19 protein-coding genes are annotated in these 19,452 nt (G+C 67.7%); 12 read left to right on the top strand and 7 right to left on the bottom strand.

The features are described 5' to 3' along the window. Positions 1–113 precede the first annotated feature (113 nt). The 5 genes from CRO12_RS01725 to CRO12_RS01705 form a co-directional block, all read right to left on the bottom strand. Entirely contained in the window at positions 114–497 is a 384-nt protein-coding gene (locus CRO12_RS01725; RefSeq protein ID WP_097062300.1) for a VOC family protein, read from the bottom strand. A gap of 2 nt (positions 498–499) precedes the next feature. Next, the gene (locus CRO12_RS01720) at positions 500–3,292 is read right to left on the bottom strand and encodes a [protein-PII] uridylyltransferase (RefSeq protein WP_097062299.1); all 2,793 of its coding nucleotides are present in this window, start codon (positions 3,290–3,292) and stop codon (positions 500–502) included. Between the two features lie 5 nt (positions 3,293–3,297). After that, entirely contained in the window at positions 3,298–3,864 is a 567-nt protein-coding gene (gene grpE, locus CRO12_RS01715; protein WP_097062298.1) for a nucleotide exchange factor GrpE, read from the bottom strand. Between the two features lie 29 nt (positions 3,865–3,893). Then, on the bottom strand, positions 3,894–4,934 hold the full coding sequence (hrcA, locus tag CRO12_RS01710; protein ID WP_097062297.1) for a heat-inducible transcriptional repressor HrcA: 1,041 nt from the start codon (positions 4,932–4,934) through the stop codon (positions 3,894–3,896). Positions 4,935–5,012: 78 nt separating this feature from the next. Beyond that, positions 5,013–5,420: a DUF6438 domain-containing protein gene (locus tag CRO12_RS01705; protein WP_281253379.1), complete on the bottom strand. Its 408-nt coding sequence runs from the start codon at positions 5,418–5,420 to the stop codon at positions 5,013–5,015. 148 nt (positions 5,421–5,568) lie between these two features. Between CRO12_RS01705 and rph the strand changes: the two genes are divergently transcribed. The 10 genes from rph (at position 5,569) to CRO12_RS17575 (ending at position 12,154) form a co-directional block, all read left to right on the top strand. Continuing rightward, positions 5,569–6,285 (top strand): ribonuclease PH, encoded by a 717-nt coding sequence (rph, locus tag CRO12_RS01700; RefSeq protein ID WP_097062295.1) that lies wholly within the window; start codon positions 5,569–5,571, stop codon positions 6,283–6,285. Continuing rightward, a complete protein-coding gene (rdgB, locus tag CRO12_RS01695; RefSeq protein WP_097062294.1) occupies positions 6,282–6,911 on the top strand; it encodes an RdgB/HAM1 family non-canonical purine NTP pyrophosphatase in 630 nt (209 codons plus the stop codon). The genes rph and rdgB overlap by 4 nt, the downstream gene beginning before the upstream one ends. Before the next feature lie 7 nt (positions 6,912–6,918). Then, the gene (gene hemW / locus CRO12_RS01690) at positions 6,919–8,034 is read left to right on the top strand and encodes a radical SAM family heme chaperone HemW (protein ID WP_097062293.1); all 1,116 of its coding nucleotides are present in this window, start codon (positions 6,919–6,921) and stop codon (positions 8,032–8,034) included. 61 nt (positions 8,035–8,095) lie between these two features. Next, the gene (locus tag CRO12_RS01685) at positions 8,096–8,515 is read left to right on the top strand and encodes a DUF3597 domain-containing protein (RefSeq protein WP_097062292.1); all 420 of its coding nucleotides are present in this window, start codon (positions 8,096–8,098) and stop codon (positions 8,513–8,515) included. A gap of 138 nt (positions 8,516–8,653) precedes the next feature. Continuing rightward, positions 8,654–9,010, top strand: a complete 357-nt coding sequence (locus tag CRO12_RS01680) for a DUF1622 domain-containing protein (RefSeq protein ID WP_097062291.1) — start codon at positions 8,654–8,656, stop codon at positions 9,008–9,010. Between the two features lie 257 nt (positions 9,011–9,267). Further along, positions 9,268–9,504: a BrnT family toxin gene (locus CRO12_RS01675; protein ID WP_097062290.1), complete on the top strand. Its 237-nt coding sequence runs from the start codon at positions 9,268–9,270 to the stop codon at positions 9,502–9,504. Beyond that, entirely contained in the window at positions 9,464–9,751 is a 288-nt protein-coding gene (locus CRO12_RS01670) for a BrnA antitoxin family protein (protein WP_097062289.1), read from the top strand. The genes CRO12_RS01675 and CRO12_RS01670 overlap by 41 nt, the downstream gene beginning before the upstream one ends. 74 nt (positions 9,752–9,825) lie before the next feature. After that, positions 9,826–10,056, top strand: coding sequence for a hypothetical protein (locus tag CRO12_RS01665; protein WP_144033492.1), 231 nt, complete (start codon positions 9,826–9,828; stop codon positions 10,054–10,056). 178 nt (positions 10,057–10,234) lie between these two features. After that, complete coding sequence (locus tag CRO12_RS01660) at positions 10,235–11,212, top strand: DGQHR domain-containing protein (RefSeq protein ID WP_097062287.1); 978 nt, start codon at positions 10,235–10,237, stop codon at positions 11,210–11,212. 3 nt (positions 11,213–11,215) lie between these two features. After that, positions 11,216–12,154 carry a hypothetical protein gene (locus CRO12_RS17575; RefSeq protein WP_144033491.1) on the top strand — a complete coding sequence of 313 codons (939 nt, stop codon included), beginning with the start codon at positions 11,216–11,218 and terminating at the stop codon, positions 12,152–12,154. A gap of 116 nt (positions 12,155–12,270) precedes the next feature. On the opposite strand, the gene uvrA is transcribed toward CRO12_RS17575, so the two are convergent. Continuing rightward, a complete protein-coding gene (gene uvrA, locus CRO12_RS01655) occupies positions 12,271–15,186 on the bottom strand; it encodes an excinuclease ABC subunit UvrA (RefSeq protein WP_097062286.1) in 2,916 nt (971 codons plus the stop codon). A gap of 230 nt (positions 15,187–15,416) precedes the next feature. Between uvrA and CRO12_RS18440 the strand changes: the two genes are divergently transcribed. Both CRO12_RS18440 and CRO12_RS01645 read left to right on the top strand, forming a co-directional pair. Beyond that, a complete protein-coding gene (locus CRO12_RS18440; protein WP_179640807.1) occupies positions 15,417–18,293 on the top strand; it encodes a M10 family metallopeptidase C-terminal domain-containing protein in 2,877 nt (958 codons plus the stop codon). A 51-nt stretch (positions 18,294–18,344) separates the two neighbouring features. Then, the gene (locus CRO12_RS01645; RefSeq protein ID WP_097062284.1) at positions 18,345–18,665 is read left to right on the top strand and encodes a hypothetical protein; all 321 of its coding nucleotides are present in this window, start codon (positions 18,345–18,347) and stop codon (positions 18,663–18,665) included. 275 nt (positions 18,666–18,940) lie between these two features. Here CRO12_RS01645 and CRO12_RS01640 read toward each other — a convergent pair whose 3' ends face one another. Then, the gene (locus CRO12_RS01640) at positions 18,941–19,408 is read right to left on the bottom strand and encodes a vgr related protein (RefSeq protein ID WP_097062283.1); all 468 of its coding nucleotides are present in this window, start codon (positions 19,406–19,408) and stop codon (positions 18,941–18,943) included. Positions 19,409–19,452: the final 44 nt, after the last annotated feature.

Genomic DNA, 19,452 nt, shown 5'->3' with positions numbered 1-19,452 from the left:
CAATCCGAAGAGTCGCCACGTCAGGCAGCGAGGCCAGCGTAGCCGGCCTCGTCTGACGGGCGTGGCGGTGATCAAGTCCCAAGTACCTCCCCGCGCTGGGGAGGTACTCTACGTTAAGCCGCCGGCGGCTCCCACAGCTCGATAGCATTGCCTTCCGGATCGTGGATACGGGCGAACTGGCCCGCCTCCGGGCTGTTCCACTCGGGCTTTACCGTGATCGCGATCCCCGCCGCGTTCAGCTGCTCGAGCAGGCCGTCGAGGTCGCTCACGCGCAGGTTGATCATGAACACCTTGTCGGCGGCGAAATAATCGGTGGTCTGCTTGAAGGGCGCGAAGATCATCGGCCCGCCCGAGACCCGCCACGACCACTCGTCCGCCTCGCCCTCGCCGCTGGAGTTGCACCCGGCGCCGACGCCTAGATGCTCCTTGTACCAGGTCCCGAGCGCATCGGGATCGTGAGCGCGGAAGAACAGGCCGCCCATTCCGAGTACCGGCATCGTCACCCTCCCTCGACCAGCGCCACCGCCTCGACGTCGCCGATCGCCGCCGCCAGCAGCCGCTTCTCCAGCGCGCGCAGGCGCGTGGTGCTGCTGATCTTATCACCGAGCAGGTCGGTGACATAGAAGGTATCGACCGCGCGCTCGCCATAGGTTGCGACGTGCGCCGAACTGATCGTCACCTTGGACTGGAACAGCGCCTGCGCAAGGTGGTGGAGCAGGGCGGGGCGGTCCCGCGCGTTCACCTCCACCACCGTGAAGCGGTTGGACGCGGCGTTGTCGATCAGCACGTCGGGCTGGACGGTGAAGGCATCGGAGCGCAGCCGCGGCGCGGGTTTAGCGAGCAGCCGCTCGCCCAGCCGCCCGCGGTTGGCGAGCGCGTCCTCGATCCCCTGACGGATGCGGGACAGCTGGCCCGGATCGTCGAAGGGGCGACCGAGCGGATCCTGGACGAGGAAGTTGTCGAGTGCGCGGCCGTCGCGAGTCGTGTGGATGCGCGCGTCGATGATATTGCCGCCGGCCGCGTGGATCGCGCCGGCGATGCGGTAGAACAGCCCGGGGTGGTCGGATGCATAGACCGTCACCAGCGTCGCGCCCTGTTCGGAATCGGGCGTCGCCTCGATCGACAGCGGCACGCCGCCGGAGCGCTCGACCAGGCGCATGTTCGCCTCCAGCACCTCGCCCGGCTCCGCCACCCAGTAGCTCTCGGGCAGTCGGCGGCGGGCGGCCTGCAAGCTCGCCTCGTCCCAGCCCATCGCGGTGGCAACGGCGGCCTGTTTCACCGCGACGCGCTCGCCGCGGCCACGCTGCTTGTGACCGAGCCGCAGCACCTCCTCCGCCGACTCGTAGAGGTTCTGCAGCAGCTGGCGCTTCCAGCCGTTCCAGATGCCGGGACCGACAGCGCGGATATCGACCACCGTCAGCACCAGCAGCATCATGAGCCGCTGGGGAGAGGCAACCTGTTCGGCGAAGTCGAGGATCGTTTTGAAGTCCGACAGGTCGCGCTTGAACGCGGTCGCGGACATCAGCAGGTGCCAGCGCACCAGCCAGGCGACTGTCTCCGTCTCCGCCGCGGAGAGGCCAAAGCGCGGGCAGAGCCGCTCGGCGACCTCCGCGCCCAGGATCGAGTGATCGCCGCCGCGCCCTTTGGCGATGTCGTGGAGCAGCACTGCGACGTAGAGCGCGCGGCGTGCCACGATCTTGTCGAACAGCGCGGTCGCGAGCGGGTGATCGTCCTTCAGCAGCCCGCGCTCGATCCGGCTGAGCAAGCCAATCGCGCGGATGGTGTGTTCGTCCACGGTGTAATGGTGGTACATGTCGAACTGCATCTGCGCGACGACGCGGCCGAAGTCGGGCACGAAGCGGCCGAACACGCCTGCCTCGTTCATCCAGCGCAGCGCCGTCTCGGGATCGCGGCGTCCGGTCAGCAGGTCGAGGAACAGGGCGTTGGCACGCGGATCGCGGCGGATGCCGGCGGCGAGCGGCGCGTCGCGGGCGGCGGCCCGCATCGCGAGCGGATGGATTTCGAGCCCGTTCGCCTCGGCCAGGGTGAACAGCTCCACCAGCCGGACCGGATCGGCGCGCAGGAAGTCGTCGGCCGGGAGCGCCAGCCGTCCGCGGTCGAGCACGAAGCCGTCCAGCCGTCGCGGACGCCGGCGGATCGTGGGCAGTCCAAACCGGCGCCCGCGCGCCGCGAACGTCTCGTCCAGATGCGCGAGGAAGACGCCCGACAGGTGCCCCACCGCCTTCGCCTGGAGGAAATAGAGCTGCATGAAGCGTTCGACGCGCGACTTGCCGGGCCGATCGGTGAAGCGCATCCGCTCCGCGATCTCGCGCTGCATGTCGAAGGTGAGGCGGTCCTCCGCCCGGCCGGCGAGCAGGTGAAGGTGGCAGCGCACCGCCCACAGGAAGTTCTCCGCGCGGTGGAACTGCCGGTACTCGGAGGTGGTGAGCAGCCCTGCATCGACCAGCGCGGCGCTGCTGCCGACGTTGTAGGCGTACTTGCCAATCCAGAACAGCGTGTGAAGGTCGCGCAGCCCGCCCTTTCCCTCCTTGACGTTCGGCTCGACCACGTAGCGGCTGTCGCCCATCTTGCGGTGGCGCACATCGCGTTCGGCGAGCTTGTCGGCGATGAAGCTGCGGGCGGTGTCGGCCTGGACCTCCGTCTTGAAGCGTCGTGCGGCGTCCGCGTAGAGCGCGGTGTCGCCCCACACGTAGCGTGCCTCCAGCAGCGCGGTGCGGATCGTCACGTCGGCGCGCGCCTGGCGCACCATCTCGTCGAGCGAGCGCGACGAATGGCCGACCTTCAGCCCCAGGTCCCACAGTGAGTAGAGCATCGATTCGATGACCTGCTCGTGCCAGGGCGTCTGCTTCCAGGGCGTGAGGAAACCGATGTCGATGTCGGAGTGCGGCGCCATCTCGCCGCGGCCGTAGCCGCCGACCGCGATCAGCGTCATGCGCTCCGCCGCCGTGGGGTTGGTGTTGGGGTAGAGCCGCTGGGTTGTGAAATCCCACAGCAGCCGCAACACCCGATCGAACAAGTACGCGCCCGCCGCCGCCGCCTCCAGCCCGCGCGAGGGCTGGTCGCTCAGACGCTGGGCGGTGCGCGCGCGACCACCCTCCAGCGCGTCCTTCAGTACCGCAGTCGCCGCGCGGCGAAGCGCGGCTGCGTCACCGTCCGGGATCGCCGCGAGCTGCTCGGCGATGATCCGCCGGTCGAACAGCTGACGGCGGTTTGGGACCTGATCGAAGCGGGTGACCGCCGCGCCCGCGGCGACGGGGGCGGCGGCGGGCAGCGTGTCTAGTCCGAAGCCTTGGCGACGCCCACGAGTGCCGGGCGCAGCAGCCGGTCCTTCAGCGTATAGCCGGCCTGCATCTCCTGCACGATCGTGCCCGCTTCCGCATCGGCCGTCGGCACCTCGAACATCGCCTGGTGCCGATTCGGATCGAGCCGCTCGCCGAGCGCCGTGATGCGGGCGATGCCGTGGCGCTGGAACACGCTATCGAGCTCGCGACCGGTCGCTTCCAGCCCCGCCACCAGCCCCTTTAGCTTCTCATCCTCACGCAGCTCGGCCGGGATCGCGGCGAGCCCGCGGGCAAGATTGTCAGCGACCGACAGGAGGTCGCGGGCGAAGCCGGTCACAGCATAGGCGCGCGCGTCCTGCGCCTCCTTCTCCGCGCGGCGCAGCATGTTCTGCCCCTCGGCGCGGGCATAGAGCGTCGCGGCCTTCGCCTCGGCCAGCTCCGCCTCGAGCGCCGCGACGCGGTCGTGATCGGCTACCTCGGGGGCGGTCTCCGCCGTCTCCTCCCGCAGGTCCACCGTGTCCGCGGTCAGGCCCGCATCGTCCGTGTTGTTCTGATCTGTCATGGTTCCCGTTCGTAGTCCGTCTGGCCGCGCTACGCCAGCAAGGGCGCCAGGGTCGCGGCCGTGAAATCCACCATGGGCACGACCCGCGCGTAGTTCAAGCGCGTGGGGCCGATCACGCCGACGACGCCGACGACGTGCCCGTCGAGCGCGCGCACCGGCTGCGCGATCACCGACGATCCGCTGAGCGCGAAAAGCTTGTTCTCCGACCCAATAAAGATGCGCGCGGCGTCGCCGTCACGCGCGCTGTCGAGCAGGCGGGCGATCTCCTCCTTGCCTTCCAGCTCGTCGAGGAGCCCGCGAACCTTGTCGAGGTCGGCCGCGGCCTGCGGGTCGATCAGGTTGGCCTGGCCGCGGACGATCAGCACCGGGCGCCGGCCGCCGTCCTCGCTCCACACGGCAAGGCCGCGCGCGACCAGGGCGCGGGTCGCGGTGTCGAGCTCGGCGCGCTCGTCGGCGATCTGGCGCCCGAGCCGCTGGCGGGCTTGGCTGAGCGTCAGACCGCCGAGCGTCGCGCTGAGATAGTTGGCGGCGCTCTCCAGCGCGCCCGGCGCGACGCCGCCGGGCAGGTCGAGCACGCGGTTCTCGACCGATCCGTCCTCGCCGACCAGCACCGCCAGCGCCTTGTCGCGGCCGAGCGGCACGAAGCCCAGCTGGCGCAGCCGCGGCTCGCGCTTGGGCACCAGCACGAGGCCCGCGCAGGACGACAGGCCCGAGAGGGCGGCGGTCGTGGCGGCGATCGCCTCCTCGACCGAGCCGCGCTCGCGCGCGCCGGCGGCGAGCGCGGCGCGCTCCTGCGCGGACGGCGCGACCGCGTGCATCATCCCGTCGACGAACAGCCGGAGCCCGCTCTCTGTCGGCACTCGCCCGGCAGAAGTATGCGGCGCGGCGAGCAGCCCCGCCTCTTCCAGGTCCTGCATGACGTTGCGGATCGACGCGGGCGACAGGTTCAGCCCCGAGATGCGGCTGACGGTGCGCGACCCGACCGGCGTGCCCGTGTCGAGATAGCTCTGCACGACGTTCCTGAACACGTCGCGCGCGCGATCGGTGAGTTCGGGAATGGACGGCGTCATATGAGATACTTAGGGGCAGGAGGGAGACGGCTCAACATGGCCGTCACCCCGCCGCCTGCAGCGCGTGACGGCTGTAGGTCAGCGTTGGCCCGCGAACGCTGCACGGTCGCCAATCAGTGCGGCAAGCGGCAGCAGGTCCGGCGCGGCGCGGAGTGCGTCGGCGACCCGGGGATTGTCGCGCGCGCACCCGTAGTAGAAGTCGATGCCGCGTTCGGCGCCGTTCACGCGGACCTGCACGCTTGGCATGTCGGTCGGGGCGCCCGGGCAGTTCGCCTCGCCGGGCTGATATCGGGTGACGCCGCTCGCCGGCAGCAGCGGTAGCAGCCTGGCCGCGAAGGCCTGCGCCTGCGCCGGTGTCATCGAAAGGGTGTGCTCGCCCACCGCGGCGGTGAAACGGATGCCGGTGAACCTAGCGGCGCCACTCGGCGACACCGTCACGCTGTAGACCGGGCACGATCCGAAGCACGGGCCGGTCGAGTAGGTGATCGTCGGCGCGGCCTCTGGCGACGAACCAGGAGCGACCGGGGCGCACGCCGCGAGGGCCAGGAGCGGGAAGAGGAGGCGCGTAATTCCGGGCGGTCTGGCGCATCGTGGCGGCGGCGTCTACGGGCGAGCGCTACCACAGGAGTACCGCATGCGACCTTCCGGCCGCGCACCCGATGAGATGCGCACCATCACGATTGAGCCCGCCTTCACCCGCCACGCGGAAGGATCGGTGCTGATCGGCTTCGGCGACACCAAGGTGCTGGTGACCGCGAGCGTCGAGGAAAAGGTGCCGCCGTTCCTGCGTGGGCGTGGCGAGGGCTGGGTGACGGCCGAGTACGGCATGCTCCCTCGCGCCACCCACACCCGCGGCAACCGCGAGGCGGCGAAGGGCAAGCAGTCGGGGCGCACGCAGGAGATCCAGCGGCTGATCGGGCGCTCGCTGCGCGCGGTCACCGACCTGAAGGCGCTGGGCGAGCGGCAGATCGTGCTCGACTGCGACGTGATCCAGGCCGACGGCGGCACCCGCACCGCGTCGATCTCCGGCGCGTGGGTCGCGCTGCGCATCGCGGTCGACAAGCTGCTGGCCGAGGGCAAGCTTTCCTCCGACCCGATTCAGCAGAAGGTCGCGGCGATCAGCTGCGGCATCCACCAGGGGACGCCGGTGCTCGACCTCGACTATCCCGAGGATTCGACCGCGGAGGCCGATGCCAACTTCGTGCTGACCGGCGACGGGCGCATCGCGGAGGTGCAGGCGACGGCCGAAGGCGCAACGTACGACGAGGAGGCGCTGCTGCGGCTGCTGCGCCTGGCGCGGATCGGCTGTTCGCAGATCTTTGCCGCGCAGGACAAGGCGACCGGGCGGTGAGCGGCGAGGGCCGCGTTCCCCAGGCGATCCGCAAGCTCCAGCCCGGTCGGCTGGTGATCGCGAGCCATAACGAGGGCAAGGTGCGGGAGATCCGCGCGCTCCTGGGGCCGTACGGGGTCGAGCCGGTGTCGGCCGCCGAGCTCGACCTGCCCGAACCGGAGGAGACGGGGACGAGCTTCGTCGCCAATGCCGAGCTGAAGGCGCTTCAGGCGGCGGACCTGTCCGGGCTGCCCGCGCTTTCGGACGACAGTGGGTTGTGCGTGGAGGCGCTGAACGGCGATCCCGGCATCTTCTCCGCGCGCTGGGGCGGGTCGGATAGGGATTTCGCCCGCGCCATGGGGCTGGTCGAGGAAAAGCTCGCCGCACTCGGCCCGGACACGTCGCGCGACGCGCACTTCGTGTGCGCGCTGGCGCTCGCCTGGCCGGACGGGCACGTCGAGTGGTTCGAGGGGCGGGTCGACGGAACGCTGGTATGGCCGCCGCGGGGCGAGCGCGGGTTCGGCTACGACCCGATGTTCGTGCGCGATGGTGACAGCGAGACGTTCGGAGAGATCGACCCGGACCTGAAGCACTCGATCAGCCACCGCGCCGATGCGTTCCGGCAACTGGTCGCGGCGGTCTTCTAGCGCTCGGATGACCGACCAGCCGCTCGCGCTCTACGTCCACTGGCCGTTCTGCGTCTCCAAATGCCCGTACTGCGACTTCAACAGCCATGTGCGCGAGAGCGTGGATCAGGAGCGGTGGCGCGCGGCGATGCTCGCCGACCTGGCCTATGAGGCGGCGCAGCTGCCCGGGCGGCGGCTGGGGTCGGTGTTCTTCGGAGGCGGCACGCCGTCGCTGATGCCGCCCGCGACGGTCGCGGCGGTGCTGGACGCGGCGGCGGGGCACTGGGCGATGAGCCCGGACGTCGAGATCACGCTGGAGGCGAACCCGTCCTCGGTGGAGGCGGCGCGCTTCGCCGATCTGGCGCGCGCGGGGGTGAACCGGGTGTCGTTGGGGTTGCAGGCGCTGGACGACGACGCGCTCCGCTTGCTCGGCCGCGCCCATGACGTGGGCGAGGGGCTCGCGGCGCTGAACGTGGCGCAGGCCGTGTTCAGGCGGGTCAGCTTCGACCTGATCTACGCGCGACCGGAGCAGAGCCTGCCGGCGTGGGAGGCGGAGCTGGCGCGGGCGCTGTCGTTCGGGACCGAGCATCTGTCGCTCTACCAGCTGACGGTGGAGCCGGGGACGCGCTTCGCGACGCTGGCGGCCAAGGGCGAGCTGGTGCTGCCGGACGGGGACGCGGCGGCGGCGCTGTTCGAGGCGACGCAGGCGATGACCGCGGCGGCGGGGCTGCCGCGCTACGAGGTGTCGAACCATGCACGGCCGGGGGCGGAGAGTCGCCACAACCTGACTTACTGGCGCTACGGCGACTATGCGGGTGTGGGGCCGGGCGCGCACGGGCGGCGCGGGGGCGTGGCGACGGTGCGACGCAAGAAGCCGGAGAACTGGCTCGCGGCCGTCGATCGTAACGGCCACGGTGGTGAGGCGGAGGAAGCGCTGGATCCCCGCGACCGCGCGACGGAGGCGCTGCTGATGGGTTTGCGCCTGCGCGAGGGGATCGTGCCTGACCCGGCGGTAGTGGACGAGGCGGCGGTCGAGCGGCTGGTTGCGCAGGGCCTGCTGGAGCGGCGGGGGACAAGGATCGCGACGACGGAGGCGGGGATACTGTTGCTCGACGGCATTCTGGTTCAGCTCGCCCGCGACTGAACACCGCACCCGTCCGCGCGTTACCGGACCTTGCGCATGGCGCGCGAGGAGTAGCGATCAGATGGGTATCTTCAGCAGCATCCGCGACAAGATCTTCGGGCACAAGAAAGCGGCGCCCACGCCCGCCCCGGCTCCGCAGGCGCCGCGCCAGCAGGCCCCCGCTGCGCCCACGCCGCAGCAGGCAGCACCCGCCCCGGCGCAGGCCGCCCCCGCGCCCCAGCCGGTCGACGTCGAGGAGGTGCTGACCGACATGGAGCAGGCGAAGGGCAACCCGGACCTGAACTGGCGCACCTCCATCGTCGACCTGATGAAGTTGCTCGATCTCGATTCGAGCCTCGCCAACCGCAAGGAGCTCGCGACCGAGCTCGGCTACTCGGGGGAGAAGGACGGGAGCGCGGAGATGAACATCTGGCTGCACAAGCGGGTGATGCAGGAGCTGGAGAAGAACGGCGGCAAGGTGCCGGCGGGGCTCAAAGATTGACGACGCGAACCTAGGCGTAGCGCAAGCTACGCCTAGGCGTCCGAGCGCCGACCGACCCCGGCCTTCGCCGGGGCAGGCTCACGGCTTTGCTGCGGCGCTGATCGAAAACCACTCCTTCCCCCAAACCGGAGCCCGCCCATGTCCGACGCCGCGCTGCTGCCGCTGATCCACGGGGTGACCCGTGTGGTGGAGCTGCTCGGGATCGCGCTGATCCTGGTCGGGGCCGCCTATTCGGGGGTGCGCTACGTCAGCCAAGCCGTGGGCGGCGCGCGGGAGGCGGCGTACAGGGCGCTGCGGTCCAACCTGGGGCGGTCGATCCTGCTCGGGCTGGAGCTGCTGGTCGCGGCGGACATCATCAACACGGTCGCGATCGAGCCGACGCTGGACAGCCTGGCGGTGCTGGCGGGGATCGTCGCGATCCGGACCTTCCTGTCGTTCTCGCTGGAGCTGGAGATCGAGGGGCGGTGGCCGTGGCAGCGCGAGCCAAAGGTGTAGCGAAGGTTAGGCCAAGAAAAGACCGTTGCCCGGCCGGCGGGGAGCATCGGGTCGGTCATGCCCCCGCATGACCCGAATAGGGCGGGGCGCTGTTCACCCGGTGCCAGCGCCGACCGACCCCGGCCTTTGCCGGGGCAGGCTCACGGCTTTGCCGCGGCGCTGCCAAGGCTCCGTGAAGTCGAGCCTTGACCACCCAACTTCTGTAGTTACATATTTGACAGGTAAGCGAAAGCCACGACGCCGAGAAGCGCGTCTGGATGCTGGTCGAGCGGGGCATCGACTTTGCCGAGGCAGCGGCGATCTTCGCGGGGCCGACGCTCACACTGGAGGACGACCGGTTCGACTATCCGGAGCCCCGCTACCAGACCTACGGCCTGCTGGCCGAGCGGCTGGTGCTGATGGTCTGGACGCCGACCAAGACCGGCATTCGCGTGATTTCGATGAGGCACTGCCATGACAAGGAAGCAAGGCGCGTCACTCCCCGCCTGGGATGACGAGGATACCCCCGAGTGGAGCGACGAGCAGTTGGACCGGGCGGAGGTGCGGCTCGGCGGCGCTGTGGTGCGGCCGGCGACCGGCACGCTGACCCGCGCCGGCCGTCCGCCGCTGCGTGGGCAGGCGAAGCGGCAGGTGACGCTGCGGCTGGACGGCGACGTGATCGAGCGGTTCCGGGCGAGCGGGCCGGGGTGGCAGGCGCGGATCAACGCGGCGCTGCGCAAGGCGGCGGGGCTGCCCGACTAGGCGGCGGATGCTCGCCGTACCGCCGCACATGTTCCCATTGTGTTCCGCCGATTCGCCGTGCCACACCGCGCGGCATGGCCGATCATCGCGTGTGGGTGACGTGGGAGTTCAAGACCAAGCACCAGTGGGCGGAGGTGACGTGCACCGCGTGCGGGTGGCGCGTGATCTATCCGGGCGACAGCATGAACCTGCTGTTCCGCCCCGGCGTCCCCCTCGCCGCCGCCCAAGGCCGCTTCCGCTGCCACCGCTGCGGCAAGCGCGAGGCGCGGGTGCGGGCATTGAGGGCGAGGGAGTATCATGGCTAGCGCCGCGAGGGATTAGCGCAGCTAATCACGAGCGCACCGGCGCTGCCGTGGTCGGCAAGGCTAAAGTCCCGACTAACGGGCCGAGATTTACACCCGCGTCGACGCTGATTTTATAACAGAACGGTTTGACCAGCTTTAGCGATCGGTTACGCTGAAGGGAGTGGGAGTTGACTGGCCGATGGCACGACAGGAATATGAGACCGTTCGTTATACCGCGAGCCTCGTCAGTCAAGGTGAGCACCGCTTCTACACCCTTACAATGCCGGCAGATGTGCTCGCACGAACTTGTTTTGTGACTAATCGTGATGAGGATCCTGCAGAGGGATTTCAACGACTTTTGAACAAGAGTCGCGCTAAGGAAATTGCTGAGTATATCGACTCAGGATTCGGTACAATTCCTACTTCTGTTGTCCTGTCGGCTCAAGCTGATGCTGAATTTGAATACTCACGTTCAAATAAGACGGTCAGCTTCAAAGAGGCTCCGCACTCTTTTCTTATTTTAGATGGCCAACACCGCGTCTACGGTTTCAGGCTAGCGAAGTCCGATCTTCGAGTTCCAGTAGTCATATACGCCGGACTGTCACGCATCGACGAAACTAGACTTTTTATAGATATAAATACGACGCAGAAACCTGTACCAAACGAGTTGTTGCTCGATATACGTAGACTAGCTCAGTATCAGGATGACTCAGAGACCACACTTGGCGAAGTGTTTGATCTCTTTGATACCGAACCGAATAATCCATTGCTTGGCAAGATGTCGGCGCGTGCAAGAAAGCGTGCTTTGATATCCCGTGTAACTTTTAACGCTGCTTTTAAGCCACTGCTGGGCCTATTTTCAACCCCTGACCCTCATCGCATATTTGAGATCATGTCTGCTTATTATTCATCGACGTTGAGACAGATTAGCGAGAACAAGGTAGGCATTGATATCACAAACCCCGTTGCATTCCGAGGTATAACGATGATATTCCCGGATGTGGCTCAACGTGTGGCTGACCTTCACGGACGAGAGTATTTACAGGCGCACTTTGACGACGTTACATCTGATATTTATAGTCGTGTAAAGCCATCGGCGCTTAAAAGCGCCGGTAATAGCGTTAAGGCTTATGCTCAAGTATTAACTTTGGCGATGAAGCCGAGATCAATTTTTTGATAGATGCTCGCCGCAAGAGCATTGATAGCTTATCGGGCGGTGCCCTTATCTCGCTACGGCGCGTCCGTAGCTAGATCTTTTTCGACATGGCTTGGTAGCGGGCTTTATCAAATATCGGTCAATGGATCGGCCGTCTCTTTGGCAAATATCAATCCAGATACACTCGCTAAGGAAATATCCGCGGACATACTGCGTCTAGCAAATGCGGCACGTGAGACGTGCGCCGGAGTTCAGGCTGCAACAACCGAGCAAATGGCTGGATGGTCTGCCATACATTTGTACTACGCAGCTTTTTACTACGCCTCAGCTATTCTGCGCTTGTGTGGCCGTTTTCCGTCATATATTCGAACTTCTGAATTCCAGGAGATTAGAAAATACCTAAACTTGGCAGGCCTTGCGTCTCCGTTCAAGCTTTCCACTGGCCAATTTCAGATTAACATTTCTCCGAACTTGACAACCGTCCAAATTAACAAGCCCAGCTCGAAAGACGGCGTGCATGAGTATGTCTGGGCCGAGCTAACTCGCTTTCTTGCAGATGCCCTTTCCGGTCTTGAAACCTCGTCGTTTACCGCCGCGGATCAAGGGAACGCTAAAGAGCAGCTCACACGGGCGGGTAGCGCTGTCCAGTACATCTCCACTGGATCGGAATATCTTTCCGTGGGGCGCAATAATATACAATATCGCCATGAGATGGGCGCGTGGGCACCTATAAATAAAGCCGTAAAAAAGCAAAGCTACGCCGCACTTTGCAGCGCTATGTGGGTTTCGTCTGATCTAAGCGAATTCGAGTTTTCGATTGGAGTTGATTACGCTAAATTCATTAATAGATGCGCGCTGATTTGCTCACTCGGACACAGGTTCTTGGCTGAAAGCGCAGCGGCTGATGGCGGTTTCCTTAATAATAGCTACGGCAAATATCACGCGAGCCTGATAAAAAATTAATACGTGTTTGCCGAGATCGAGCACCCAGTCGGCGGTCTTGATGACCCCGGCCTTCGCCGGGGCAGGCTTCGCAACCGTGGTCGCCCGGACGCGAGCGCGCCGTGACCAAGTTGTTGTCATTCAGCCGCCTCGGCGTGAGTCCTCAAGAGCGGGGCGAGGTACTTGCCGGTGAAGGACCGACCTTCGCCCGCGACGTGCTCGGGGGTGCCTTCCGCGACGATTTCCCCGCCCTTGATGCCTCCCTCTGGGCCCAGGTCGAGTACCCAATCGGCTGTTTTGATGACGTCCAGGTTGTGCTCAATGACAACAACTGTGTTGCCCTGCTCGACCAGCGCGTGGAGCACCTCCAGCAACTTGCGCACGTCCTCGAAGTGCAGGCCGGTGGTGGGTTCGTCGAGGATGTAGAGGGTGTTGCCGGTGGCGCGGCGGCTGAGTTCCTTGGCGAGCTTCACGCGCTGCGCCTCGCCGCCCGACAGGGTGGTCGCCTGCTGCCCGACCTTGACGTAGCCGAGGCCGACCTCCGCCAGCATCGCCATCTTGTCGCGGATCGGGGGCACGGCCTTGAAGAACTCCACCGCGTCCTCGACCGTCATGTCGAGCACGTCGGCGATCGAGTGGCCCTTGAACTTCACCTCCAGCGTCTCGCGGTTGTAGCGTGCCCCGTGGCAGACGTCGCAGGTGACGTAGACGTCGGGGAGGAAGTGCATCTCGATCTTGAGCACGCCGTCGCCCTGACACGCCTCGCACCGCCCGCCCTTCACGTTGAAGGAGAAGCGCCCCGCCTTGTAGCCGCGCGCCTGCGCCTCCGGCAGCCCGGCGAACCAGTCGCGGATCTGGGTGAAGGCGCCGGTGTAGGTCGCTGGGTTCGACCGGGGCGTGCGGCCGATCGGCGACTGATCGATGTCGATCACCTTGTCGAGGTGCTGGAGGCCGGTGACCTTGTCGTGCTTTCCCGCGAGCAGGCGCGCGCCGTTCAGCTCGCGCGCGGCGGCCGCGTAGAGCGTGTCGATGGTGAAGCTCGACTTGCCCGAGCCGGACACGCCGGTGATGCAGGTGAAGGTGCCCAAGGGGAGCGAGGCGGTGACGCCGCGCAGGTTGTTGGCCTGCGCATTGTGGACGGTGAGCTTCTTGCCGTTGCCTTTCCGGCGCTTGGCCGGGACGGGAACCTCGCGGACGCCGTTCAGATAGTCGGCCGTGACCGAGGCCTCGCTCGCCAGCAGCTCGGGGAGCGTGCCGTGGGCGACGACCTCCCCGCCGTGGACGCCCGCGCCCGGCCCCATGTCGATCACGTAATCGGCGGTGCGGATCGCGTCCTCGTCATGCTCGACGACGAGCACGGTGTTGCCGAGGTCGCGCAGGCGGCGCAGCGTCGCGAGCAGCATGTCGTTGTCGCGCTGGTGGAGGCCGATCGAGGGCTCGTCGAGCACGTAGAGCACGCCCGACAGCCCGGAGCCGATCTGGCTGGCGAGGCGGATGCGCTGCGATTCGCCGCCCGACAGCGTGCCGGAGGTGCGGTCTAGGTTGAGGTAGTCGAGCCCGACGTTGTTGAGGAAGCCGAGGCGCTCCAGAATCTCCTTCAGGATGCGCTCGGCGATGGCGCGCTGCTGCTCGTTCAGCGTCTCCGGCATGGCGGTGAACCAGGCGAGCGCGTCGACGACGGAGAGGCGGGTGGCGTGGGAGATGTCCTCCCCGGCGATCTTCACCGCGAGTGCTTCAGGCTTGAGGCGGGCGCCGCCGCAGGTCTCGCAGGGTTGCGAGGACTGGTACTTCGACAACTCCTCGCGCATCCACGCGCTCTCCGTGGAGAGCATGCGGCGGTTGAGGTTGCCGATCACGCCCTCGAACGGCTTCTTGACGTCGTACGCCTTGCGGCCGTCGATGAAGGTGAGGGTGACGGGCTTGCCGCGTGTGCCGTGCAGGATCGTGTCACGCGCCTCCGCGGGCAAGTCCTGCCAGGGCACGTCGAGCGAGAAGTCGAACGCCTTGGCGAGGCTGCCCAGCACCTGCATGTAGTAGGGCGAGGGCGGGTTGGACTTGGCCCAGGGCACCACCGCGCCCTTCTTGATCGAGAGACCATGGTTGGGGACGACCAGGTCCTCGTCGAACACCAGCTTCTCGCCGAGACCGTCGCAGGCGGGGCAGGCCCCCTGGGGGGCGTTGAAGGAGAACAGGCGGGGCTCGATCTCCGGAATGGTGAAGCCGCTGACGGGGCAGGCGAACTTCTCGGAAAAGACGATGCGGTTGGCGGGCACGCCGGCGTTCTTCATGGCGCCGCCGGCGGAGGCTTCGTCCTCGCGGCCGGGGACGACGGTGTCGACCAGGTCGACGTAGGCGAGCCCTTCCGCGAGCTTCAGCGCGGTCTCGAAGCTTTCGGCAAGGCGGGTGGCCTGGTCGGGGTTCACGACCACGCGGTCGACCACCACCTCGATGTCGTGCTTGTACTTCTTGTCGAGCGCGGGGGCCTCGTCGATCGCGTGGAGCTCCCCGTCGATGCGGACGCGGCTGAAGCCGGCCTTCTGCCACTCGGCGAGCTCTTTCCGGTACTCGCCCTTGCGGCCGCGGACGACAGGGGCGAGCAGGTAGAGGCGGGTGCCCTCCGGCAGGGCCAGCACGCGGTCGACCATCTGGCTGACGGTCTGCGCGCTGATCGGCAGGCCCGTGACCGGGGAGTAGGGCACGCCGACCCGCGCCCACAGCAGGCGCATATAGTCGTAGATCTCCGTCACGGTCGCGACGGTCGAGCGCGGGTTGCGACTGGTGGTCTTCTGCTCGATCGAGATCGCGGGGGAGAGCCCCTCGATATGGTCGACGTCGGGCTTCTGCATCAGCTCCAGGAACTGGCGCGCATAGGCCGACAGCGACTCGACGTAGCGGCGCTGCCCCTCGGCATAGATGGTGTCGAAGGCGAGGGAGGACTTGCCCGATCCCGACAGCCCGGTGATCACCGTCAGCGTGTCGCGCGGAATGTCGATCGACACGTCCTTGAGGTTGTGCTCGCGCGCGCCGCGGACGGAGATGTGGGAGAGGCTCATGGGACGGGCATGTTCCATATCTGTTCGGGAGGCAAGCGGCCGGAGCCGCCTGCTCGCGGCGAGATGGGGTAGCCACGCGGCGGGGGCAAGCACCGGTGCCGATCCGCCCAGCGGAGCCTGCGGCGCGACCGATCATTTCGCGAGCGAATTCAATCTGTTCACGATGCGGTAACATGCCGCGCTACACAGGAGGAGTCGCGGCTCGGCAGGGGCCGGCGGCGGGGTGGGCCATGGCACGAGTTACGTTGACGCCGGAGCAGATCCTGGTCGGGCTGAACGAGGATGGCTACGGCCTGGGCGCGGGCCAGTACACCTACTCGGTCCCGACCGCCGGAAGCGCGTGGCCGACCTATGCGGCCGGGACGGAGCCGTTCTCCGGCTACTCGGTGCTGAGCGCGGCGCAGGCCGCGAACTTCCGCGCGGCGCTCGCCACCTGGGACGAATTGATCGCGCCCAGCTTCACCGAGGTCGCCGATACCGCGGCGACCCGCGGCGAGATCCGCATCGCCTATACCAGCTACGGCATGGCGCAGGGCACCGCCGCCTATGCCTATCAGAGCGTGCCCCAGGCGGCGGGCGGCAAGGTGGGCGACGTCTGGCTGAATGCCGACGCGACCAACCTCAGCTACGCGCGCGGCACCTACGGGTTCGAGACGATCGTTCACGAACTCGGGCATACCCTCGGGCTCAAGCATCCGTTCGATCCACCGCCAATTCCTGCGCCGTTCGAGAACCGGCGCTACACGGTGATGTCGTATACGGAGCCGACCGCGGGGCAGGTGGTCACCTTCGCGCCGAACGGGAATGTGCTGCGGGCGAGCTTTTCCTTTGTTCCGTCCGTGACGCCGATGGTGCTCGACATTGCCGCCGTGCAGCAGATCTACGGCGCCGACCCGGCGACCCGCAGCGGCGATACCGTCTACAGCTTCAACCAGGACGACCGCTTTCTGCAGTCGATCTACGACGCGGGCGGCACCGACACGATCGACCTGTCGAGCTTCACGCGGTCGAACACGGTTGACCTGACGCCGGGCGCCTACTCGTCGGTCGGCGAGTGGGGGCTGGAGGCGCAGATCGCCTACTGGACGGCGCTGTACCCGAACTTCTCCAACTTCATCCGCTCGACGCTTAGCGCGCGGGACCTGTTCGTGAACTCGGACAATCTCGGCATCGCGCTGTCGAGCGTGATCGAGAACGCGACCGGCGGGGCCGCCGCCGATCGCCTCACCGGCAACGCGGTGGCGAACGTCTTGCGAGGCCTCGGCGGCAACGACGTCCTGGACGGCGGGGCCGGCGACGACCGGCTGGAGGGTGGCGCGGGCGACGACGTGCTGACCGGCGGGAGCGGCGCCGACGTCTTCGCGTTCGGGGCGGCGGAGGGGGCGGACCGGATCACCGACGTCGTGCTGGCCGAAGATCGCTTCGACCTCGGCGGAGGCAGCTTCACGGCGCTCGCGGACACGGCGGGTGGGGCGCTGCTGACGCATAGCGGCGGAACCGTGCTGCTGGCCGGCGTGTCCGGCCTGACGCTCGCGGAGGCGAACGCGCGGGTGATCGGCGCAGCGCCGACGCCGACACCCACACCCACACCCACCCCCACGCCTACTCCGGCGCCGACGCCCACCCCGACGCAGACGGTGCTGCTCGCCGCGGCGCCTGGCGACGGCGCGACGGACGTGCCGCTGACTGCGCCGATCCGGTTCGTCTTCTCCGGCGTGCTCGCCCGCGGTACCGGCGAGCTGGTGCTCACGCGGGGCGACGGAACCGTGGTCGAGACCTTCGCCGCCGCCAGCCCGCGGCTGACGCTGACCGGCAACGTGCTGGTGGTCGATCCGACCCGGGCGCTGGAGCCGGGGACGGCGTACCGGCTGAGCGTGGCCGCCGGCGCCGTCCTGGTCGGCGGAACGCCGTTCGCCGGCGCGAGCGACTACCACTTCACGACCGGTGCCCGCCCGGTCGCGGCGGCAGACGGCTACGATCTCGTCCTCGCCGACGGCGCGCAGGCGACCGCGACCGGCAGTGGCGACGTGTTCGGCACGGCCGGGGCACAGCGCGTCCTGGTCGCCGACCAGACCAGCCGCGTGACGCTCGACCCCTCGTTCAATGCGGGCGGCGACACGCTGGTGCTGGCGGGCGCGGCGAGCGGGTGGAGCGCCGTGCGGACCGGTTCCTCGCTCCAGCTGTCGGACGGGGACACGGTCGTGGTGGTACCCGTCGGCTTAATCGGCCTCGACGTGCAGTTCGCCGACGGTCCGCGCACGCTGCAGTTCAGCCCGGGCGCGAACGCCGTGCTGCTCGGCGACCAGGTGGTGACGACGACCGAGGCGCCGGTCGCCGCGCTGCCCAACGCCGCCACCGCGATCGGGCTGATCGATGCGAGCATCGCGTCGCAGCTGATCGTCGCACCGGGGGGCACGGCGACCGCGAGCGGGCTCCTTCAGGTCTTCGGCACCGCCGCGGCGGAGAGCGTGGTCACGCGCGGGACCCGCATCACCTTTGATCCGTCGTTCAACAGCGGCGGCGACGTGCTGGTGCTCACCGGGAGGGCGGGAGAGTATAGCGCGGTCCGCAGCGGCAGCACGCTGGTGCTCGCGAGCGCGCAGCAGCAGGTGACGATCCCGGTCGGCATCGCGGGCGCTACCGTGCGCTTCGCCGATGGCGACCGGACGCTCGGGTTCGAACGCGCCGCAAACGGCAGCGTGACGGGAGTGAGGCTCGGCGAGCAGTCGGTCGGCACCACGGCGGCGGCGGTCAGTCCGGTCGCGACGGGCGCCGCGACGCTCGACGGCGACGACGACGGCAGTCTGCTGACTCCCTTCACCATCGACGCGGCCGTCGGCAACCTGCGCTTCGCCGACGATCCGCTGATCGCGCAGAACGTCCGGCTGACGGGGTTCGGGCGCGGCGACCAGCTGATGCTCGCGGGCAGCCCCGACGATTACCTGTTCGCGCGCAGCGGCGGCGACCTGATCGTCCAGCGGGTCGGCGTGGGCGGCGTGCTATCGACGACGACGCTGGTCGGAATCGCGGATCCGAGCGTGATCGTCACCTCCGAGGCGACGGCCGAACTCGCCGCCGGCTTCGACTTCGCGACCTTCACGGTGTGACTTGATCGCGGCCGACAGTGTCTTACATGAATGACACACAGGAGGCGTGAGATGGCGAAGGCTGGCAAGATTCCGAAGAAGGTGGCGGGGATCAAAATTCCCAAGAAGCTACGCAAGTCGGGCGAGAAGCTGATCGAACAGGCGAAGTCGCCGGAGGGGCAGCAGGTAATCGCCTCCGGCCTGGCCATCGCGGCGGCGATCGCGGCCAAGAAGAAGGCGGCGGCGATCGCGCCGCACCTGACGCCCGCTGCCCCGGACGGCGTGGGCAAGGAACCGCCGAGCGGCACCGCGACCGATACCGCCCCGATCGTCGACGCGCTGAGCGCCGCTGCGAGCGCGTTCATGCAGGGGCTGGCGGGGCGGAAGGCGTAGCCTGCACCTCGCATCGCCGCCGAGCCTCGCGGATCGGCCGATCGATGAACCAGGCCGGCGGGACAGGTGCTTCGATCCGCGTCTTCGGCTGCGCTCAGTCGCTACTCAGCACGAACGGTAAAGCGTGCGCCGGTCCCCACCCGTTCGTCCTGAGTAGCCGCTGAGCCCGCCGAAGCGGCGTATCGAAGGACTTTGTTCGCGGGACAGGTGCTTCGATACGCGTCTTCGGCTACGCTCAATCGCTACTCAGCACGAACGGTGGTGCGGTCAGGGCATCAGGCGCGCATCTCGCCCCGGAACGGCAGGATCGTGTCATAGCGGTGGAGCTCCGGAGCGCCCGGGACGACCCGGCCGGCGCGGAGCAGAAAGGCGTGGCGGACGATCTCCGCCTGCTGCTCGAGCCCGTAGCGGGCCAGCCGCCAGCCGGGCTTCAGGCTGTAGCTGTAGCGGCAGAAGGGATGGCGGCGGAGCGGCAGGTTGATCCCGCGCTGGTGCTGCCAGATGTGCGTCATCTCGTGAATGAACAGCCCCTGCGCATCGGGGTGCGCGTGGCCGAAATCGTCGCAGTATAGATCGCCCTTGGGGTGAAAGTGGATGCAGCCGCTGGGCGCCATCACCGTGTTGCGCGGCTGGAAGAACGCCCATTTGGTGCGGGACACGCTCGCCGCTGCATAGTCGATCGCGTCGCCGAACACGGAGGCGGCGAGCGCGGTTTCGGCTGGGGTGAGCGGGCGGGCGGTCATCCTCCGCCCGATAGCGCAGCCGGGCGCGAGCCGGTAGGGTCGTG

The sequence above is a fragment of the Sphingomonas guangdongensis genome (genome assembly GCF_900199185.1).
GTDB classification, from domain to species: domain Bacteria; phylum Pseudomonadota; class Alphaproteobacteria; order Sphingomonadales; family Sphingomonadaceae; genus Sphingomonas; species Sphingomonas guangdongensis.
This window is presented reverse-complemented; position numbering and strand designations above follow the sequence as displayed.

Bases quoted from the DNA above. Each gene is read 5' to 3' on its own strand.
- CRO12_RS01665 (WP_144033492.1), top strand. From the start codon at position 9,826: ATGGCCGATCATCGCGTGTGGGTGACGTGGGAGTTCAAGACCAAGCAC.
- hemW (WP_097062293.1), top strand. From the start codon at position 6,919: ATGACCGACCAGCCGCTCGCGCTCTACGTCCACTGGCCGTTCTGCGTC.
- CRO12_RS01680 (WP_097062291.1), top strand. From the start codon at position 8,654: ATGTCCGACGCCGCGCTGCTGCCGCTGATCCACGGGGTGACCCGTGTG.
- hrcA (WP_097062297.1), bottom strand. From the start codon at position 4,934: ATGACGCCGTCCATTCCCGAACTCACCGATCGCGCGCGCGACGTGTTC.
- CRO12_RS01725 (WP_097062300.1), bottom strand. From the start codon at position 497: ATGCCGGTACTCGGAATGGGCGGCCTGTTCTTCCGCGCTCACGATCCC.
- rph (WP_097062295.1), top strand. From the start codon at position 5,569: ATGCGACCTTCCGGCCGCGCACCCGATGAGATGCGCACCATCACGATT.
- CRO12_RS01685 (WP_097062292.1), top strand. From the start codon at position 8,096: ATGGGTATCTTCAGCAGCATCCGCGACAAGATCTTCGGGCACAAGAAA.
- uvrA (WP_097062286.1), bottom strand. From the start codon at position 15,186: ATGAGCCTCTCCCACATCTCCGTCCGCGGCGCGCGCGAGCACAACCTC.
- CRO12_RS01660 (WP_097062287.1), top strand. From the start codon at position 10,235: ATGGCACGACAGGAATATGAGACCGTTCGTTATACCGCGAGCCTCGTC.
- CRO12_RS17575 (WP_144033491.1), top strand. From the start codon at position 11,216: ATGCTCGCCGCAAGAGCATTGATAGCTTATCGGGCGGTGCCCTTATCT.
- CRO12_RS01640 (WP_097062283.1), bottom strand. From the start codon at position 19,408: ATGACCGCCCGCCCGCTCACCCCAGCCGAAACCGCGCTCGCCGCCTCC.
- CRO12_RS18440 (WP_179640807.1), top strand. From the start codon at position 15,417: ATGGCACGAGTTACGTTGACGCCGGAGCAGATCCTGGTCGGGCTGAAC.
- CRO12_RS01670 (WP_097062289.1), top strand. From the start codon at position 9,464: ATGACAAGGAAGCAAGGCGCGTCACTCCCCGCCTGGGATGACGAGGAT.
- grpE (WP_097062298.1), bottom strand. From the start codon at position 3,864: ATGACAGATCAGAACAACACGGACGATGCGGGCCTGACCGCGGACACG.
- CRO12_RS01675 (WP_097062290.1), top strand. From the start codon at position 9,268: ATGCTGGTCGAGCGGGGCATCGACTTTGCCGAGGCAGCGGCGATCTTC.
- CRO12_RS01645 (WP_097062284.1), top strand. From the start codon at position 18,345: ATGGCGAAGGCTGGCAAGATTCCGAAGAAGGTGGCGGGGATCAAAATT.